Here is a 16358-nt window from a genome sequence, read left to right as displayed (position 1 = left end):
CAGCTCGGGCGGCGTGGCGGAGCGCGATGTCAGCTCGGCTGCTTCTCGCGCAGCTCCTTGATCTTGGCCTTCTTGCCCCGCAGCTCACGCAGGTAGTAGAGCTTGGCCCGGCGGACGTCACCACGGACCATGACCTCGATCCGGTCGATCGCCGGGCTGTTGATCGGGTAGGTCCGCTCGACACCCACACCGAAGCTGAGCTTGCGGACGGTGAACGTCTCGCGCAGCCCGTCGCCCTGGCGGCGGATGACGACGCCCTGGAAGATCTGGACCCGGGACCGGTTGCCCTCGACGACGCGGGCGTGCACCTTGACGGTGTCACCGGCACGGAAGTCGGGGAGGTCGGTGCGCTTCGACTGGGCGTCAAGGGCGTCCAGGATGTTCATCGTGGTGTCCTCGTGAGGCTCACGGCGCACCGTCACTCGGCGCGCGGATGGGTGATACTGATCCCCGGACGGTGGCCGGCCGGAACCGACCCCGGTCGGGGATCCTCGCAGCCGCCCACGGCGTAGGCGTCTGCGGCAACCCCCCTACTTTGCCACATCCGCCCCGGGCACCTGAAATCCGGCCCGGTCCAGCGCCGCGACGTCCCGCTTGTCGAGGCTGTCCGGGTCGATCGCGGCGAGCATGTCCGGACGACGTCGACCGGTCCGCGCCAGCGCCTCGTCCCGACGCCAGCGGGCGATCCGGCCGTGGTCGCCGGAGCGGAGGACCGCCGGCACCTCCAGCTCCCGCCAGGTCGCCGGTTTGGTGTACATCGGCGCTTCGAGCAGCCCGTGCGCGTGCGACTCGTCGTCCAGCGAGCCGGCGTTGCCGAGCACGCCGGGCAGCAGCCGGGTCACCGCCTCCAGGATCACCAGCACCGCGACCTCGCCACCGAAGAGCACGTAGTCGCCGAGGCTGACCTCGGTGACCGGCATCCGGGTCGCGGCGTGGTCGAGTACCCGCTGGTCGATGCCCTCGTACCGGCCGCAGGCGAACAGCAGGCGCGGCTCGGCGGCCAGTTCGTGCGCCAACGCCTGGGTGAACGGCACACCGGCCGGGGACGGCACCAGCAGGCGGGGCGGGGGTGCCTCCGGCGGGGCCAGCGCGTCCAGCGCCGCGCCCCAGGGCTCGGGCCGCATCACCATGCCGGGCCCACCGCCGTACGGGGTGTCGTCGACGGTGCGGTGCACGTCGTGCGTCCACGTCCGCAGGTCGTGTACGGCCAGCCGCAGCGTGCCGTTGGACCGGGCCCGGCCGACCAGCGACAGGTCCAGCGGGGCGAAGTACTCCGGGAAGATCGACACGATGTCGACGCGCATCAGGGGTGCTCCCGGGTCTACAGGTCGAGCAGGCCGCCGGGCGGGTCGACCACGACACGACCACCGGCGAGATCGACCTCGGGGACGATCTCCTTGACGAACGGGATCAGCGCGGTGCCCCCCTCGGGGCGGCGCAGCACCAGCAGGTCGGAGGCGGGAGCGTGGTCGATCCGGGCCACCTCGCCGAGGCGCTCGCCGTCGGGGGTGACCACGGCCAGACCCACCAGTTGGTGGTCGAGGAACTCCTCCGGGTCCTCCGGCGGGGCGACGCCGGCGCTGTCCACCGCGATCAGGGTGCCGCGCAACACCTCCGCGACGTCACGGTCGAGCACTCCCTCGAAGGCGACCAACATCCGCCCCTGGTGCCAGCGGGCCGACTCCACGATCAGCTCGGCGGGTACCTCGAACGGCACTCCGGGATCGGCGGGCGCAGCGCCTCGTCCGTTCGCGGCCTTCGCCCCCGCCATGGTGGTCAACACCATGCCGGGGGCGAACCGCGTCTCGGGCTCGTCCGTCCGCACCTCCACGGTGACCTCACCACGGATGCCGTGCGGTTTGCCGATCCTGCCGACGATGAGCAGCATCAGTACGAGTCGACGATGTCGACGCGCACGCCGCGCCCACCGATGGAGCCGATCACCTGGCGCAGCGCCTTGGCGGTCCGGCCGGACCGCCCGATCACGGTGCCCAGGTCCTCGGGGTGCACGCGGACTTCGAGCCGCTTGCCCCGACGGGAGTCGACCATCCGGACGCGCACGTCCTCGGGGTGGTCGACGATGCCCTTGACCAGGTGCTCCAACGCCGGCCGCAGTGCCATGTCAGGCCTGCTCGCCGGACTCGGCGGCGGCGGGCTCCTCGGCCTTCGGCGCGTCGGCCTTCGGGGCCTCGGCCTCGGCGGCCTTGGCGGCCTTCTTCGCCGGCTTGGCCGGTGCCTCGGCCAGGCCGGCGGCGGCCTTCGCCTCGGCCTCGTACGCCGCCTTGCGGTCGGCCCGCTCGGGGGCGACCTTCAGCGGCGGCGGGGCCGGCAGGCCCTTGTACTTCTGCCAGTCACCGGTCAGCTCCAGCAGCCGCTGCACCGCCTCGCTCGGCTGGGCGCCGACGGACAGCCAGTACTGGACCCGCTCCGACTTGACCTCGATCACCGAAGGGTCTTCCTTCGGCTGGTAGATCCCGACGAACTCGATCGCCCGGCCGTCGCGCTTGGTGCGCGAGTCGGCGACGACGATGCGGTACTGCGGGTTGCGGATCTTGCCCATCCGCAGGAGCCGGATCTTTACGGCCACGGTTGTTTCGCTCCTGTTGCGATATCACCGGCCCGGTATGGGCGGTGTGCATGGGTGAACGCCGACCGGCACAGTGGGGTTGGGCCGGAGACCGCTCGGGTGGACTGGCGACGCGCCCGGGTTAGAGGGCGCCGGACACGCGCCGGATACCAGCCAGCCATTCTGCCAGACAGGTCCCGGATCCCTCACACCGGACCTGCCTCCGACACCGACCACCACTCGAACGTGATCCGGATCACACCGAACCGTGCGGTCAGCGGGCCGGCGGGCGGTCCCAACCGGACGGCAGCTCCGGCGGGATGGTCCACTCCGCCGGTGGGACGAAGTCGCACCAGGTGCCGTCGAACGGGAATCCGCCCGCCTCGGCGGTCCGGATGGCCCGCTTGCCCTCGGCCCGGACCGCCGCCTCGTCCGACACCCAGTAGTGCTCCGGAAAGGCGAGCCGCTCGGTGAACTCGTCCTCGTCCTTCCACTCCCAGCTCAGGTCGGGACGCACCACCACGTCGAGGTCCTGGTCCACGATGTCGACGCCGGCCAGGTCGCCGTCGTCCCAGCGGACCCCGTGTTCCTCCAGGTTGACGTACCAGTGGGCGAAGCACCCCTGCGCGTCCTGGAACCACCAGACCGAGTGGGCGGCGTCTGTCGGCAGGAACTTCAGCAGCGGCGGTCCCATCCACCGGCCGGTCGCCATCCGGTACGTCGAGACGACCCACTCGGCGAACGGGACGCCCCGCATGCCCACGCCGGCCTCGGTGACCTCGCTGGCCACCGCCGTGTCCCGGGCCAGCCAGAGGAGCAGCCCGCGCTCGTCGTCACTGACCACGCGCATCGGGCGCACCCACCCGATCCGGCCCCGCCGGACGTTGCGGTGCACGATCAGGCGGCCCGGTTGGAGTCTCACCGTCGTGACCGGTGCCTCAGTACGCGCGGGCCAGGATGGCGACCAGGTCGGGCTCGTCCTCGGTGTCCGGCACCGAGCCGTCGGCGCGGACCAGGCAGCGGACCGTGACACCCTGCCCGTTGGCCTTCGCCTCGCCCTCGACGCCGACCGCCGACCACGGCACCCGGGCCCAGCCGGTGCCCGCCGCCTCCAGCGCCTCGTCCAGGGTCGCCACCTCGACCGTGCGCGACTGGCGGAAGGCCAGCGCCTGGTCGTGCAGGGACTGCTGGTCGGCCTCCAGGGCGGCGAGTACCGCACCGACCACGTCGGCGACGGGCGTCGGCGCCTTCGAACCGTCGGTACGCCGCACCACGACCGCGTTCCCGGCGGCCAGGTCGCGCGGGCCGACCTCGACGCGTACCGGGTAGCCGCGCAGCTCGGCGTCGACGGCCCGGCGGCCGAACGGGGTGTCGGTGCGGTCGTCGAGCGTGACCCGGACACCAGCGTCGCGCAGCGCGTCGCGGAGCTTGGTCGCCGCCGCGCCGACGCCGTCGCCGTCCTTGACCACCATCACGTACGCCTGCACCGGCGCCAGCTTCGGCGGCACCCGCAGTCCGTTGTCGTCGCCGTGGCACATGATCAGGCCACCGAGCATCCGGGTGGAGGTACCCCAGGAGGTGGTCCAGGCGTGTTCCCGGCCACCCTCGGCAGAGGAGTAACTGATGTCGAACGCCTTGGCGAAGTTCTGCCCGAGCTCGTGGCTGGTGCCGAGCTGGAGCGCCTTGCCGTCGCCCATCATGCCTTCGCAGGTGTACGTGGCGGTGGCCCCGGCGAAGCGCTCGCGGGCCGTCTTGAGCCCGACCACCACCGGGATGCCGAGGACGTTCACCATCAGGTCCTCGTACGCCTCGTGCAGGATCTGGCGGGCGTACGCGCGGGCGTCGGCGCGGGTGGCGTGTGCGGTGTGTCCCTCCTGCCAGAGGAACTCGCTGGTGCGCAGGAAGACCCGGGGCCGCAACTCCCACCGGACCACGTTGGCCCACTGGTTGAGCAGCAGCGGCAGGTCCCGGTACGAGTCGATCCACTTGGCCATGAACTCGCCGATCACCGTCTCGCTGGTGGGGCGCACCACGACCGGCTCGGCCAACTGCTTGCCGCCACCGTGGGTGACCACCGCCAGCTCCGGCGAGAAGCCCTCGACGTGCTCGGCCTCACGCTTGAGGTAGCTCTCCGGGATGAACAGCGGGAAGTACGCGTTCTCCGCCCCGGCCGCCTTGATCCGGTCGTCCATCTCGGCCTGCATCCGCTCCCAGATGGCATAGCCGGCCGGTCGGATCACCATGGTCCCCCGTACCGGCCCGTTGTCGGCCAGCTTCGCCTTAGCGATGAGGTCCTGGTACCAGCGGGGAAAGTCCTCCGCCCGGGGAGTCAGCACACGCGCCATGACCGCACATCCTATGCGCCCCGCCGTCCCCTCCCCCGGCTCCCACCCCACCATCCCGAGTTGATCAAGGGGTTCGGGTCGCCGTCAGGCGCGGAACCCGACCCGAACTTCTTGATCAACCGCGACCCGACCGGGTGGGGTGGGGTGGGTGGGGTGGGGTGGGTGGGGTGGGGTCAGCGGAGGACGGCGCCGCGCAGGATCAGGCGGGTGGGGGTGCGGAGGGCGTTCAGGTCTCGGCGGGGGTCTTCCGGATAGACGGAGAGGTCCGCCAGGCCGCCCTCGACCAGGCCGGGGAAGCCCAGCCAGGCGCGGGCGCCCCAGGAGGCGGCGGCGAGCACGTCCGTGCGGGACATGCCGGCCTGCTCGTGCAGCAACAGCATCTCCTCGACGGCGAGGCCGTGGTCGATGCCGCCGCCCGCGTCGGTGCCCACGTAGATCGGCACACCGGCCTCGTACGCGGCGCGCACCACCTGCGGGAAGCGGTCACGCAGGGCGATCATGTGGTCGGCGTACCCGGGGAACTTGGGTCGGGCCTGGTCGGCGATGCCGCCGAAGGTCCGAATGTTGATCATGGTGGGAATCAGCGCGGTGCCCTGCCGGGCCATCAGGTCGATCAGGTCCAGGCTCAGCCCGGTGCCGTGCTCCACCGAGTCCACCCCGGCCCGCACCATGATCTCCACGGCGGACTCGCTGAAGGTGTGCACGGCGGCGCGTACCCCGGCGGCGTGCGCGGCGGCCACCGCGGCGGTCATCGTCGCCGCGTCCCAGGCCGGCGCCAGGTCGCCGACGCCCCGGTCGATCCAGTCGCCGACCAGCTTGACCCAGCCGTTGCCGGCGGCGGCCTGCGCTGTCACGGCGGCGGTGACCTCGGCCGCGTCGACCTCCATCCCGATGTCCCGCAGGTACCGCTTGGGCGGCGCGACGTGCCGACCCGCGCGGGACAGTCGCGGCAGGTCGGGCTCGTCCTCCAGCTCCGGGTACGGGAAGGGCGAACCGGCGTCGCGGATCGCGAGGACACCGGCATCCCGGTCGGTACGGGCCAACGCGCGGGCGTGGTCGAGCGAGGCGATCGGCGTACCGCCCCGGGCGATGCCGATGTGGCAGTGCGCGTCGACCAGCCCGGGCAGTACGAAACCGCCGTCGACCACCGTCTCGGCGCCGGGCACCGGATCGAAGGTGACCCGGTCGCCGACCAGCCACAGGTCGCGTACCTCGTCGTCGGGCAGGAGCACACCACGTACGTGCAGAGCCATGTGACAGTCCTACCCGATCACGCCGTGCTCGCGGCTGTCAGGGCAGGTGGAGGGCCCGGGAAATTGTTTCTTCGATCGAGGATCGGGACGAACGAGGCTTTCTTGTGGTCACGTCGGTCGGTAATCTTTTCCTCGCGTCAAACGGGTGGGCCGTTCCTCGACCGTAGGAGCCGCGAAATGATCGAGGCAATCGTTTCCGCCGCACTAATCAAGATCGCCGAAGGTTCCGGAGCAGCGATCGTCGACGCCATTCGACAACGATTCCTCCGCCGGAACGAGCCGGACGAGGTCATCGGGGCCCTGGAGCGGACCGCGCACCGGGTTCCGTCCGACGAGGACACCGCGCGACTGGTCGAGGTGCTCTCGGCGTACGCGGCCGAGGATCCACGGCTGCTGGAGGCGCTCCGGCAGGTGTCGGTGTCGACCGGCGCGGTCAACTCGGTCACCTCCAGCACGGTGGGCAAGCTGATCCAGGCCCAGCACGTCGGCGACGTCACCATGTGATCAGCGGACCCGAGCCGGAAACCTCCGATCGACGCCAGGAATCCGTTGCCGGAAAGGGCGCAGGTATGGTCCCCGCTGACGAGAACACGCCGCGCAACGTCGCCAAGGAACTCACCGCCAACCAGGTACTCCAGGTGGGGACGTCCGGGGCGATCTACGTCCAGCAATCGCGGCCGACGATGTGGTCGGCGGAAATTCCACGCATGCTTCCCGGCGGAATCGGAAGAATCGTCGGCCGGCATCATCTCCTCCAGGCGATGGACGAGGCCATGAGCGAACCCGGGTCCCGATCCTGCATGCTCTGGGGGCTGGCCGGCTCGGGCAAGACCACCCTCGCCCTGGCCTGGGCGAGCTCGCGCATCGACAACTATCCCGACGGTCAGTTCTTCGTCGACATGCGGGCGTACTCCGGCACGCCACGGGTCGAGGCCCGGGACGCGGTCCGCACGTTCCTGGCCACGCTCGGCATCACCCGAGGCGACCTGCCGGACAACGAGGACGAGTGGGGCAGCGTGTTCCGGTCCGCCACCGCCGGTCGGCGGTGCCTCGTCATCGTCGACAACGTGGGCTCCTACGACCAGGTGCGCGACCTGGTGCCCGGGTACGGGTCGGGGCTGGTGGTCACCAGCCGCCGCGCCATCCCGGAGATGAGCGTCCGGCACGAGGCCAGGGTGCTCAAGCTTCCGCTGCTGACCACGGACGAGGGGGTCGAGCTCCTCGCCGAGCGGGTCGGGTTCGTCCGGGTCGAGCGGGGCGACCGCAGCGCCCGACGCATCGTCGAACTCCTGGAGGGACACCCGTTGGCGCTCGCCATCGTCTCGGCCAAGCTCGCCATCCACAGCAGTTGGACGGTACGCGACGCGTTGCTGGGCATCGAGTCGGACCGCAATCCGCTGCGCTTCCTCGACGGGGCCGGGCTGGGCATCGAGGTGGGACGGGTGATCTCCTGGTCGGTCGAGGACCTGGACGCGCCGGCCAAGCGCGTCCTGTACGTCGCGTCGATGCTGCCGAGCACCGACTGCTCGCTGTCGGTGCTCTCGTTGATCCTCGACCTGCCCCGGCGCGACTGCGACCGTCTGCTCCAGTCCCTCTGCCTGGCCTCCCTGGTCGACGAGATCGGGGTGGGGCGGTACCGCATGCACGACATCATCAAGGCGTACCTGACCGAGACGCGCGCCCTGGTGATGAACGACGAGGAGCAGCAGGCGTACGCCCGCCGCGTCCGCGTCGTCCACCTGGCGCTCAGCCACGCCGCCGACCGGGCCATCGACCCCAACCGGCACCCGTCGCCGCTGGACCGGGAGACGGCCGACCTGGCCGACGCCGCCCCCTTCGACGTGGCCGAGGCCCTGGCCTGGTTCGAGTCGCTGACGCCGTCGCTGACCTTCCTCGTCGAGGAGGCGACGGCCGCCGGGGACTTCACGTTCGTCACCCGCTTCGCCCGCTCGGTGAACACGTTCCTGTACTGGCGGCAGGACGTGACCAGGACACTGGCCGTCCAGGAGGCGGCGGTCGCCGCGTCGGTCGCCGGGGACCCGGCGATGGAGGCGCTGTCTCGCCGGGCTCTCGGCCGGGCCCTCGCCGACGTCGGGCGGCTGGACGCCGCGAAGGCGGAGTTGCGTGCCTCGATGGCGCTGGACGCCGCGCAGCACGACGACAGCGGGGTGGCCTCCGCCCAGCACGCCATGGCCGAACTCGCGCTGCGCTCCGGCGAGTACGTCGAGGCGTTGCGGTGGGGCCTGCGAGCGGCCCGGGAGTCGCGCCGGACGGGCAAGCCGGTACGCGAGGCGCGCGGTCTGTACGACGCCGCCCGCGCGCTCACCGAGACGGGTCACCACTGGTGGGCACACGCCCTCGGGGTACGCAGCCTGTCGATCTGCGAGGACGCGCAGAACGCCTACGGCCGGGCCCTGGCGCTGCGTCTGCTCGGCGACGTCAGTCTGCGCTCCGGTGACCTGGAGCAGGCGTGCACCTGGTGGGAGCGGGCGTGGCGGGTGGAGGACTCGCTCGGCAACGTGCGGTCGGTGCAGACGATCCTCGGACAGTTGGAGAACGCCTACACCGAGCTGGGTGACGAGCGCGCCGGCGACGAGGTCCGCCGTGCCCTGACACGTCTGGAACGCCATCCCGACCTGACCCGGTCGACGCTCACGGTCGGGACGACCGCGCCGTGAGCGCCAGGTATTCGCCGCTCGTGTCGGCCGACGAGCTGGCGAGCCCGCAGGCGTACCGCCAGTTGCGCCGGCCGGAGGTCGCCGAGGAGTTCCGCCGCGACGTCGAGGCGCTCGTCGGGCAGGCGTGTCGGGGCGAGGAGGACGGCGTACGGCTCGCCGCGGCGTTCGTCGACCTGAGTCGCGACCTGCGCGGTGAGGGCGCGCTCAGCTTCGCCGGTCTGCTGCCCACGTCCCGCTTCGAGGCGGCCCGCACCGCGTACGACGCGGAGATGAGCGCCAAGGGCAGCCGGGGCACCCTGCACAACTACCTGAACGCGAGTCACTCGCCGCTGCTGCTCGACGATCCGCACTTCCGGGAGACGTTCGCCCACCCGCTCCTGGTCGCGCTCGTCGCCCACACCCTCGGCGGGCCGGTGAAGATCGTGGACCTGCGGGCCAAGGACACCCAGCCGGTCGACGTGGTCGCCCGGGACAACACCCTGCACATCGACAACAACCCGTTCATGGACGAGTTCAAGGTGATCGTGACCTGGACGCTGGGCACGGATCGCGGCCCCGCCGGGCAGGGACTCACCTACCTGCCCCGGACGAACCGGCTCTTCCGGCAGTGCTTCGTCGACGCGGACGGCGACGCCTCCAGTGACGAGGACAGTTGCATCTTCCCGACCCGGGCCCGGGTCGACGAGGCGCTGGCCGCCCAGGCCCGCTTCTTCGACGACCGGCAGCCACGCGTCGTCCACCTCGAAGACCTGACCGCCCCCTGTCACACGATCTTCGCCGCGAGTCGGGTGGTCCATCACCGCTACCGGACCTCGACCGGCGCGCCGCGCAGCGCGATCATGGCGTCCTTCCACCGGGTGGACGACGGCACCGACCAGCTCGGCGTACCGGACCTGAACGGCTCGGACCTCGACCGGTTCCTGCTGACGGGAGCCGCCGGGTCGAGCTTCCTGGACCTGCTCCGGGGCGAGGTCACCCGCATCGTCGACGCGCTGCGGCAGTCGCTCGCCCGCCCCGGCCTGGTGGTCGACACCGACCGTCATCTCCTGGCCGGTGAGGCACTGGGTACCTGGTACGACCGCCAGAGCGCGGGAGTCACGCTGAACCGGCTCCGCGAGGCCGACCTGGCCGGTGACGCCGCCGAGCCCGCCGCCGAGCGCCTGGTCCGGCGGATGCGGTACGACCTCCAGGGCCCCCTGAACATGCCGTTGTACGCGGACATCAGCGAGGAGGTCCGCAAGCGCGCCCGAATCGTCATCCGGGAGATGGCACCGGAGCAGATCCTCGACTGTCTGACCCGGTCGCGGGCCGACTGGATGCGGCAGGGTTCACCCGTACCCGACCCGGGATCGCACGACGAGGCGGTGGCGGAGTTGTGCCGCTGTCTCGTCGTCCTCGAAACGGCGATACCGCGTGCCGCGCCGTCCGGGCGCGTCCATCCGGCCTGGGGGCCGACGGACGGGCGCCGGGTGACCGACTCGCTGCACCGCTTCGTGCTGGACCTCGAACGCACCGCGCGGCGGGTCGACGACCCGGACTCGCTGGTCACCGCCAGCGGATTCGGCGCGCTCAGCGCCGCGCTCGCCGCTGACCTGCTCGTGCTCGACGACGACACGCGTCAGGTCACGGCACGGCTGTTCGCGCGGTACGCCGCGCTGGTGGCACCGGAGTTCCTGGATCAGCGCGCCGACGCCGGACCGGCCGGCCGGGACGCCGATGCGACCGGACCGACAACTCGGCGCGCCGACGCGGCCGGAGCGGGCGGCCGGGACGCCGATGCGGCCTGACCGGCGGCGGCTCGACGGCTACCTGCGGCACGTCAACGAGGAGATGCAGACCGCCAAACTGGCCTCCGAGGTGTGGCTGCGCAGCGCCCCGGGTCATGTCGTCGCCGAGAACGACCGCTTCGTACGGTCGCTCCTCCGCGGTGCTCTGGCGCGCGGTGACCCGGCGCCGGATCATCTCGGCCCGCTTTTGGACGACCCGGCGGCGCTGCGGGAGCACTACTGGCAGCGGGTCACCCGGGCCAAGCCGATGGCGGTGCGCTTCGGGGCGGCGGACCACGACGCGTTGGACGACTACTTCACCGTCTCCACCGAGCGCAGCACCTCCGCCGCGATGGCGCGGGCCCGCGACACGATCGCGGCCGACTCCCCTGCCGGTCCCCTGCTCCGGAGCATCGATCGTCTGACCGCATCGGGCACGTCGCCGGCCGAGTCGTGCCGGCAGGTGCTGCACCTGCTCTCGACGCACTGGCGGGACCTCGTCACCCAGTGCAGGGGAGCCGAGGGCGGGCACCCCGAGGACGTACGCCCGGAGGTCGGCGTCGTCCTGGCGGCGTTCCACGAGGCGCTCGCCACCGGCCGCCTCGGACGGCGTCCACCGCAGCCCGTCGCCGACACTCCGCCAGCTGCCGAGCCGACCGACACCCACCGCCCCGACGCCGACGCCCGCCACCCCGACGCTGGCACCCGCGACACGGACACCGACGCCAGCCTCGCCGAGGCCGAGGTCCGGGATCTGGCCCGCCTCTGCATGCTCGGTCGGCTCTGCTTCTCCGACGAGGAACTGCGCCTGGCACAGCGGCTGGCCCGCCGTCCCCGCCTCCAGTACGCGCTGCTCGCCACGCACCTGCGTCTGGTCGCCGAATCGTCGGCGACAGCGGCCCGGCTGGTCGCCGACTGGGGGACGACGCGTGTCCTGCTGCCCTTCACCGAGGCGTACGTCAACCGGACCGGCTACCGGTCCCCGGTGATCGACCTGTCGCCCAACCCGAAGCTGGTCACCGTGCTGTGCCACAACGTCCTGCCCGCCGTGGCGGGCGAACTCCTGCGCCGACCGGCCGACGAGGACGCCCTCGACGCCGGTGTGCTGACCAGCGGCGTCGAGGCGGCGATCCGGCGCGGCGTGTTCAGCACCACGGTGGGCCTGTTCCACGGGACCGCTTCCCCGGACACCGTGCTGCTGTCCGGGTTCAGCAGGCGCGTCTGCCCCGCCGCCACGCCGTTCGCGCGGCACTGTCTGCGGTGGCTGCCGTTCTACTTCGACCGGTGGCCGGGCGTCTCGCCCCGGCCGGACCGCCCTAGGGCTTGTCCCGCTTACCCAGCTTGTTGAAGTCGATCTTCGGCAGCTTGAAGCCCGGCGGCAGACCCTGGCCGGCGGCCAGGTCGTCCGGGTTCATCCCCGGCGGAAGCTGCGGCATGCCGCCCGGGAAGCCACCGGGCATCCCGGCGCCGGTGCGCGGCCGGTTGCCGCCCTTGGTGCCCTTGCGCTTGTTCTTCGGGCTCTTGGTCGCCTTGCGTCGGCCGCCCCCGGGCAGGCCCATCATGCCGCCCATCTGCTTCATCATCTTCTGCGCGTCGGTGAAGCGGTTGAGCAGCTGGTTGACGTCCATCACGGTGACGCCGGAACCGTTGGCGATCCGGGCCCGCCGGGACCCGTTGATGATCTTCGGGTTGGTGCGCTCGGCCGGGGTCATCGACCGGATGATGGCGGTGATCCGGTCGAAGTGCTTGTCGTCCAGCTCGGCGAGCTGGTCCTTGACCTGCCCCATGCCCGGCATCATGGCCAGCACGTTGGCGATCGGACCCATCCGGCGTACCGCGATGAGCTGGTCGAGGAAATCCTCCAGGGTGAACTGCTCGCCGCCCATCAGCTTGGCGGTCATCTTCTCCTTCTGATCGGTGTCGAAGGCCGCCTCGGCCTGCTCGATCAGAGTGAGGACGTCGCCCATGCCGAGGATCCGGCTGGCCATCCGGTCGGGGTGGAAGACGTCGAAGTCCTCCAGCTTCTCGCCGGTGGAGGCGAAGAGGATCGGCTGCCCGGTCACCTCGCGGACCGACAGCGCGGCACCACCGCGCGCGTCGCCGTCGAGCTTGGACAGCACCACGCCGGTGATGCCGACGCCGTCGCGGAACGCCTCGGCGGTCCGCACCGCGTCCTGACCGACCATCGCGTCGATGACGAAGATGACCTCGTCCGGCTCGACCGCGTCCCGGATGTCCGCGGCCTGCTGCATCATCTCCGCGTCGATACCGAGCCGACCGGCGGTGTCGACGATGACCACGTCCCGCGCCGACCGCCGGGCGTGCTCGATGGAAGCCTTCGCCACCTGCACCGGGTCACCGACGCCGTTGCCGGGCTCCGGGGCGTACACCTCGACACCGGCCCGGCCACCGAGCACCTGGAGCTGCCCGACCGCGTTGGGGCGCTGGAGGTCGGCGGCGACCAGCAGCGGCTGGTGCCCCTGGGTCCGCAGCCAGCGGGCCAGCTTGCCGGCGAGGGTGGTCTTGCCGGAACCCTGGAGGCCGGCGAGCATGATCACCGTCGGCGGCTGCTTGGCGAACTGGAGCCGACGCCCCTCGCCGCCGAGGACCGCGACCAGTTCCTCGTTGACGATCTTGATGATCTGCTGCGCCGGGTTGAGCGCCTGGGAGACCTCCGCCCCCCGGGCCCGCTCCTTGATGTTCGCGATGAAGCCCTTGACCACCGGCAGGGCGACGTCGGCCTCCAGCATCGCGAGACGGATCTCGCGCGCGGTCGCGTCGATGTCGGCGTCGGTGAGGCGTCCCTTGCCGCGGAGCTTGGTGAAGATCCCGGAGAGGCGGTCACTCAAGGTGTCAAACACACGAACATCCCGTTTGTCAGTGGTTCCGGCGAGCACGAGTGGGGCCGAATGAGCGCTCCGACCACCGTTAGCGTATCCGGCCGCCGGAACCCCCGCTCCACGCCGCCTTGGATGTATAGGAGGGGACCCCTCCTATACACGAGGCGTTAGTAGGGGGCCCTTCCTTACACCGCGGCGAGCACGGCGGCTTCGAGGCGGTCACGCTCGGCGTCGGAGGGCCACGAGCCGACGAGATAGAAGACGTCCACCACGTCCCCGCCGAGGGTGGCGATCCGGGCCGCCCGGACCTGCGCACCGGCCGCGTCCAGCGCGGTGGTCACCCGATAGAGCAGGCCCGCCGCGTCGGCGGCACGCAACTCCAGCAGCACGGCGTCGGTGGCCGCGTCCCGGTGCCAGACCACCCGGGGCTCGGCCCCGGTGCCCCGCCCAGCCCGGGCGCGCAGGCGCTGCGTCACCGACACGTCGCCGCCGACCGCGCGGCGCAGGTCGGCGGTGAGCGCGACCGGATCCGGCGCCAACCCGTACCGTGGCTGCACCCGGCACTCCACCAGGGCTCGGCCGTCCACCGTCGACGCGTCGGCGGCGAGCACCTCCAGCCGGTGCAGCGCCAGGCACCCGGCCACCGTCGCGAGCAGGCCCCGCCGGTCCGCCGCGGCCACCGCCACCCGGTCCCCGGTCAGGTGTACGACCGGCAGCGGCCCCGCCACCAGCGCCGGATCGGGTGCCGGTGGCTGCGGCACGGTGCCGGTGTCGAGCGTGGTGCGGACCCGGGCCACCAACTCGGCGACCAGCCGCCCCTTCCAGTCCGACCAGGCACCCGGTCCGGTGGCGGCGGCGTCCGCGCGGACCAGCGCGTACAGCAGGTCGAGGGTGGCCACGTCGCCGACCGCCTCGGCCACCCGGGAGATGGTGACCGGGTCGGCGAGGTCCCGCCGGGTGGCCACCTCGGGCAGCACCAGGTGCAGCCGGACCAACGTGCCCATCAGCGCCGCCTCGGCCTCGGGCAGGCCGATCCGGGCGGCCATCGCCTCGGCGATCGGCGCCCCCACGGTCGAGTGATCTCCTGGCAGACCCTTGCCGATGTCGTGCAGGAACGCGCCGAGCAGCAGCAGGTCCGGCCGGTCCACGTCGCGGGTGTGCCGACTGGCCTCGTACGCGGTCTGCACCAGGTGCCGGTCCAGGGTGAACCGGTGCACCGGGTTGTGCTGGGGCAGGCTGCGCAGCCGGGTCCACTCCGGCAGCCAGCCGTCGATCAGGCCGTACCGGTCGCAGGTCTCCCAGGCCGGCAGCAGGCCCGCGCCCGCACCCAGCAGCGTGGTCAGCGCGGCCCGCGCCTCGACCGGCCAGGGCGTCGGCAACGGCGGGCAGTACGCGGCCAGCCACTCGCAGGTGGCCCGGGCGATCGGCAGCCCGGTGACCGCCGCCGCGGCGGCCACCCGCAGCGAGAGACTGGCGTCGGGGCGGGCGCCGATGGCGGTGCGGGCCAGCACCAGCTCCCCGTCGTGCTCGACCACGTCCCGGGCGACCGGACGGCGTACCGGGCGACCGTCGGCACCCCGACGGCGGCCGGAACGCAGCCGGTCGGCGGCGCGCAACGCGTCGTCGAGAGCGTGGCTGACGGTGCGCGCGTCGCCGGCCACCCGGCGCAGCAGGGCGTCACCGTCGCCCTCCTCGGCCTGCGCCCGCCGGTCCGGCGCGGGATCGGGCGGACCCGGGCGCGCCGCACCTCCGGGCGGAGTCGGGCGCGCCTCGCTCTCGGCCGGCCCCTGCCGGAGTCCGAGCAGCGCGGCCACCCCGGCGCGTTCCTGGGCGAGCAGCCGATCGACCCGCCGACCGAGCTGGTGGTGCAGGGCGTCGCGGGTGTCCAGCAGACGCAGGTGCGCGGCGTGGACGGCGGGCCGTAGCGCGTCGGTGATGCCGGCGAGCGCGATGGCCTTGAGGATGCCGACGTCCCGCAGGCCGCCGGCCGCCTCCTTGAGGTCGCCTTCGAGCAGGAACGCCAGCTCGCCGTGGGCCTGCCAGCGGGTCGCCGCGCTCTGCCGCAGCGGCGCCAGTTGGCGTACGGCGGTGCGCCGCCAGTGGTCGACGGCGCTGGTGACCAGCGTGTCGGCGAGTTCCGGGTCACCGGCGACCAGGCGGGCGTCGAGCAGGCCCAGGGCCACCTTCACGTCGTCCTGGGCGACCGACAGCGCCTCGGCCACGGTGCGTACCGAGTGGTCCAGCCGCAGCCCGGCGTCCCAGATCGGATACCAGAGCGAGGCGGCCAGTTCGTCGACGCCGGGCACCCCGGCGTGCACCAGCACCAGGTCGAGGTCGCCGTGCGGGGCGCACTGCCGTCGGCCCAGTCCGCCGACCGCGAGCAGCGCGACGCCCGGCCGGTCCGGCAGCAGCCGGGCCAGCCAGGCGTCGTACGCGTCGGCCCGGGCCCGGCGCGCGGCGGCGCCGATCCCGGCCGGTACGCCGACGACCTCGTCGACCGGAGGTGTGGTTCCGCCGTCACTCTCCACGGCCGCCCTCCCGGTCAACGAGGTCATCGACGGTGTCCTACAGGGCGTCCAGGCCGCGCTCACCGGTGCGGACCCGGACGACCTCCTCGACTCCGGTCACCCAGACCTTGCCGTCACCGATCTTGCCCGTCCGGGCGGCGCCGACCACCGCGTCGACGATCTTGTCAACGTCGATCTCGTCGGTCAGCACCTCGACCCGGATCTTGGGCAGGAACTCGACCGTGTACTCGGCACCCCGGTAGACCTCGGTGTGGCCCTTCTGCCGTCCGTAGCCCTGGACCTCGCTCACGGTCAATCCGGCCACGCCCAGCGTGTGCAGGGCTTCCTTGACGGCGTCCAACTGGTGCGGCTTGATGACCGCGGTCACCAGCTTCATGTCCAA

The 16358-nt window shown here is 72.2% G+C and carries 15 protein-coding genes; 4 read left to right on the top strand and 11 right to left on the bottom strand.

Going from position 1 to position 16358, the window contains the following annotated elements:
- Positions 1–29: 29 nt before the first annotated feature.
- From rplS to ACZ31C_RS16880, 8 genes are all read right to left on the bottom strand, one after another.
- Entirely contained in the window at positions 30–386 is a 357-nt protein-coding gene (rplS, locus tag ACZ31C_RS16915; RefSeq protein ID WP_396752394.1) for a 50S ribosomal protein L19, read from the bottom strand.
- A gap of 144 nt (positions 387–530) precedes the next feature.
- Entirely contained in the window at positions 531–1304 is a 774-nt protein-coding gene (gene trmD, locus ACZ31C_RS16910) for a tRNA (guanosine(37)-N1)-methyltransferase TrmD (protein ID WP_396752392.1), read from the bottom strand.
- 17 nt (positions 1305–1321) lie between these two features.
- On the bottom strand, positions 1322–1885 hold the full coding sequence (gene rimM, locus ACZ31C_RS16905; RefSeq protein WP_465796242.1) for a ribosome maturation factor RimM: 564 nt from the start codon (positions 1883–1885) through the stop codon (positions 1322–1324).
- A gap of 2 nt (positions 1886–1887) precedes the next feature.
- Positions 1888–2121 carry an RNA-binding protein gene (locus tag ACZ31C_RS16900; RefSeq protein ID WP_117226727.1) on the bottom strand — a complete coding sequence of 78 codons (234 nt, stop codon included), beginning with the start codon at positions 2119–2121 and terminating at the stop codon, positions 1888–1890.
- 1 nt (position 2122) lies between these two features.
- A complete protein-coding gene (gene rpsP / locus ACZ31C_RS16895; RefSeq protein ID WP_396752390.1) occupies positions 2123–2587 on the bottom strand; it encodes a 30S ribosomal protein S16 in 465 nt (154 codons plus the stop codon).
- 253 nt (positions 2588–2840) lie between these two features.
- A complete protein-coding gene (locus ACZ31C_RS16890; RefSeq protein ID WP_465796064.1) occupies positions 2841–3488 on the bottom strand; it encodes a ribonuclease FAU-1 family protein in 648 nt (215 codons plus the stop codon).
- A 16-nt stretch (positions 3489–3504) separates the two neighbouring features.
- Entirely contained in the window at positions 3505–4911 is a 1407-nt protein-coding gene (gene proS, locus ACZ31C_RS16885) for a proline--tRNA ligase (protein ID WP_431728984.1), read from the bottom strand.
- 173 nt (positions 4912–5084) lie between these two features.
- The gene (locus ACZ31C_RS16880) at positions 5085–6164 is read right to left on the bottom strand and encodes an amidohydrolase family protein (protein WP_465796063.1); all 1080 of its coding nucleotides are present in this window, start codon (positions 6162–6164) and stop codon (positions 5085–5087) included.
- Positions 6165–6341: 177 nt separating this feature from the next.
- Here ACZ31C_RS16880 and ACZ31C_RS16875 point away from each other — a divergent pair, with 177 nt between their 5' ends.
- The 4 genes from ACZ31C_RS16875 (at position 6342) to ACZ31C_RS16860 (ending at position 11956) form a co-directional block, all read left to right on the top strand.
- The gene (locus tag ACZ31C_RS16875) at positions 6342–6668 is read left to right on the top strand and encodes a hypothetical protein (RefSeq protein ID WP_465796062.1); all 327 of its coding nucleotides are present in this window, start codon (positions 6342–6344) and stop codon (positions 6666–6668) included.
- A 269-nt stretch (positions 6669–6937) separates the two neighbouring features.
- Positions 6938–8842, top strand: a complete 1905-nt coding sequence (locus ACZ31C_RS16870) for a hypothetical protein (protein WP_465796061.1) — start codon at positions 6938–6940, stop codon at positions 8840–8842.
- Positions 8839–10629 carry a hypothetical protein gene (locus tag ACZ31C_RS16865; protein WP_465796060.1) on the top strand — a complete coding sequence of 597 codons (1791 nt, stop codon included), beginning with the start codon at positions 8839–8841 and terminating at the stop codon, positions 10627–10629. The genes ACZ31C_RS16870 and ACZ31C_RS16865 overlap by 4 nt, the downstream gene beginning before the upstream one ends.
- On the top strand, positions 10619–11956 hold the full coding sequence (locus ACZ31C_RS16860; protein ID WP_465796059.1) for a hypothetical protein: 1338 nt from the start codon (positions 10619–10621) through the stop codon (positions 11954–11956). The genes ACZ31C_RS16865 and ACZ31C_RS16860 overlap by 11 nt, the downstream gene beginning before the upstream one ends.
- Here ACZ31C_RS16860 and ffh read toward each other — a convergent pair.
- The 3 genes from ffh to ACZ31C_RS16845 form a co-directional block, all read right to left on the bottom strand.
- A complete protein-coding gene (ffh, locus tag ACZ31C_RS16855) occupies positions 11925–13469 on the bottom strand; it encodes a signal recognition particle protein (RefSeq protein ID WP_350693655.1) in 1545 nt (514 codons plus the stop codon). The genes ACZ31C_RS16860 and ffh overlap by 32 nt on opposite strands.
- A gap of 164 nt (positions 13470–13633) precedes the next feature.
- Positions 13634–15976 carry a [protein-PII] uridylyltransferase gene (locus tag ACZ31C_RS16850; protein WP_465796241.1) on the bottom strand — a complete coding sequence of 781 codons (2343 nt, stop codon included), beginning with the start codon at positions 15974–15976 and terminating at the stop codon, positions 13634–13636.
- Between the two features lie 37 nt (positions 15977–16013).
- Positions 16014–16352, bottom strand: coding sequence for a P-II family nitrogen regulator (locus ACZ31C_RS16845; protein WP_176092961.1), 339 nt, complete (start codon positions 16350–16352; stop codon positions 16014–16016).
- Positions 16353–16358 lie beyond the last annotated feature (6 nt).

The sequence above is a fragment of the Micromonospora sp. NPDC023869 genome (genome assembly GCF_055559695.1).
Note: the sequence above shows the minus strand (reverse complement) of the source record. Positions and strands in the feature narration are given on the sequence as shown.

Excerpts from the sequence above, each read along its gene's own strand:
- rplS (WP_396752394.1), bottom strand. The coding sequence starts at position 386 with ATGAACATCCTGGACGCCCTTGACGCCCAGTCGAAGCGCACCGACCTC.
- trmD (WP_396752392.1), bottom strand. The coding sequence starts at position 1,304 with ATGCGCGTCGACATCGTGTCGATCTTCCCGGAGTACTTCGCCCCGCTG.
- ACZ31C_RS16900 (WP_117226727.1), bottom strand. The coding sequence starts at position 2,121 with ATGGCACTGCGGCCGGCGTTGGAGCACCTGGTCAAGGGCATCGTCGAC.
- proS (WP_431728984.1), bottom strand. The coding sequence starts at position 4,911 with ATGGCGCGTGTGCTGACTCCCCGGGCGGAGGACTTTCCCCGCTGGTAC.
- ACZ31C_RS16880 (WP_465796063.1), bottom strand. The coding sequence starts at position 6,164 with ATGGCTCTGCACGTACGTGGTGTGCTCCTGCCCGACGACGAGGTACGC.
- ACZ31C_RS16875 (WP_465796062.1), top strand. The coding sequence starts at position 6,342 with ATGATCGAGGCAATCGTTTCCGCCGCACTAATCAAGATCGCCGAAGGT.
- ACZ31C_RS16870 (WP_465796061.1), top strand. The coding sequence starts at position 6,938 with ATGAGCGAACCCGGGTCCCGATCCTGCATGCTCTGGGGGCTGGCCGGC.
- ACZ31C_RS16860 (WP_465796059.1), top strand. The coding sequence starts at position 10,619 with ATGCGGCCTGACCGGCGGCGGCTCGACGGCTACCTGCGGCACGTCAAC.
- ACZ31C_RS16845 (WP_176092961.1), bottom strand. The coding sequence starts at position 16,352 with ATGAAGCTGGTGACCGCGGTCATCAAGCCGCACCAGTTGGACGCCGTC.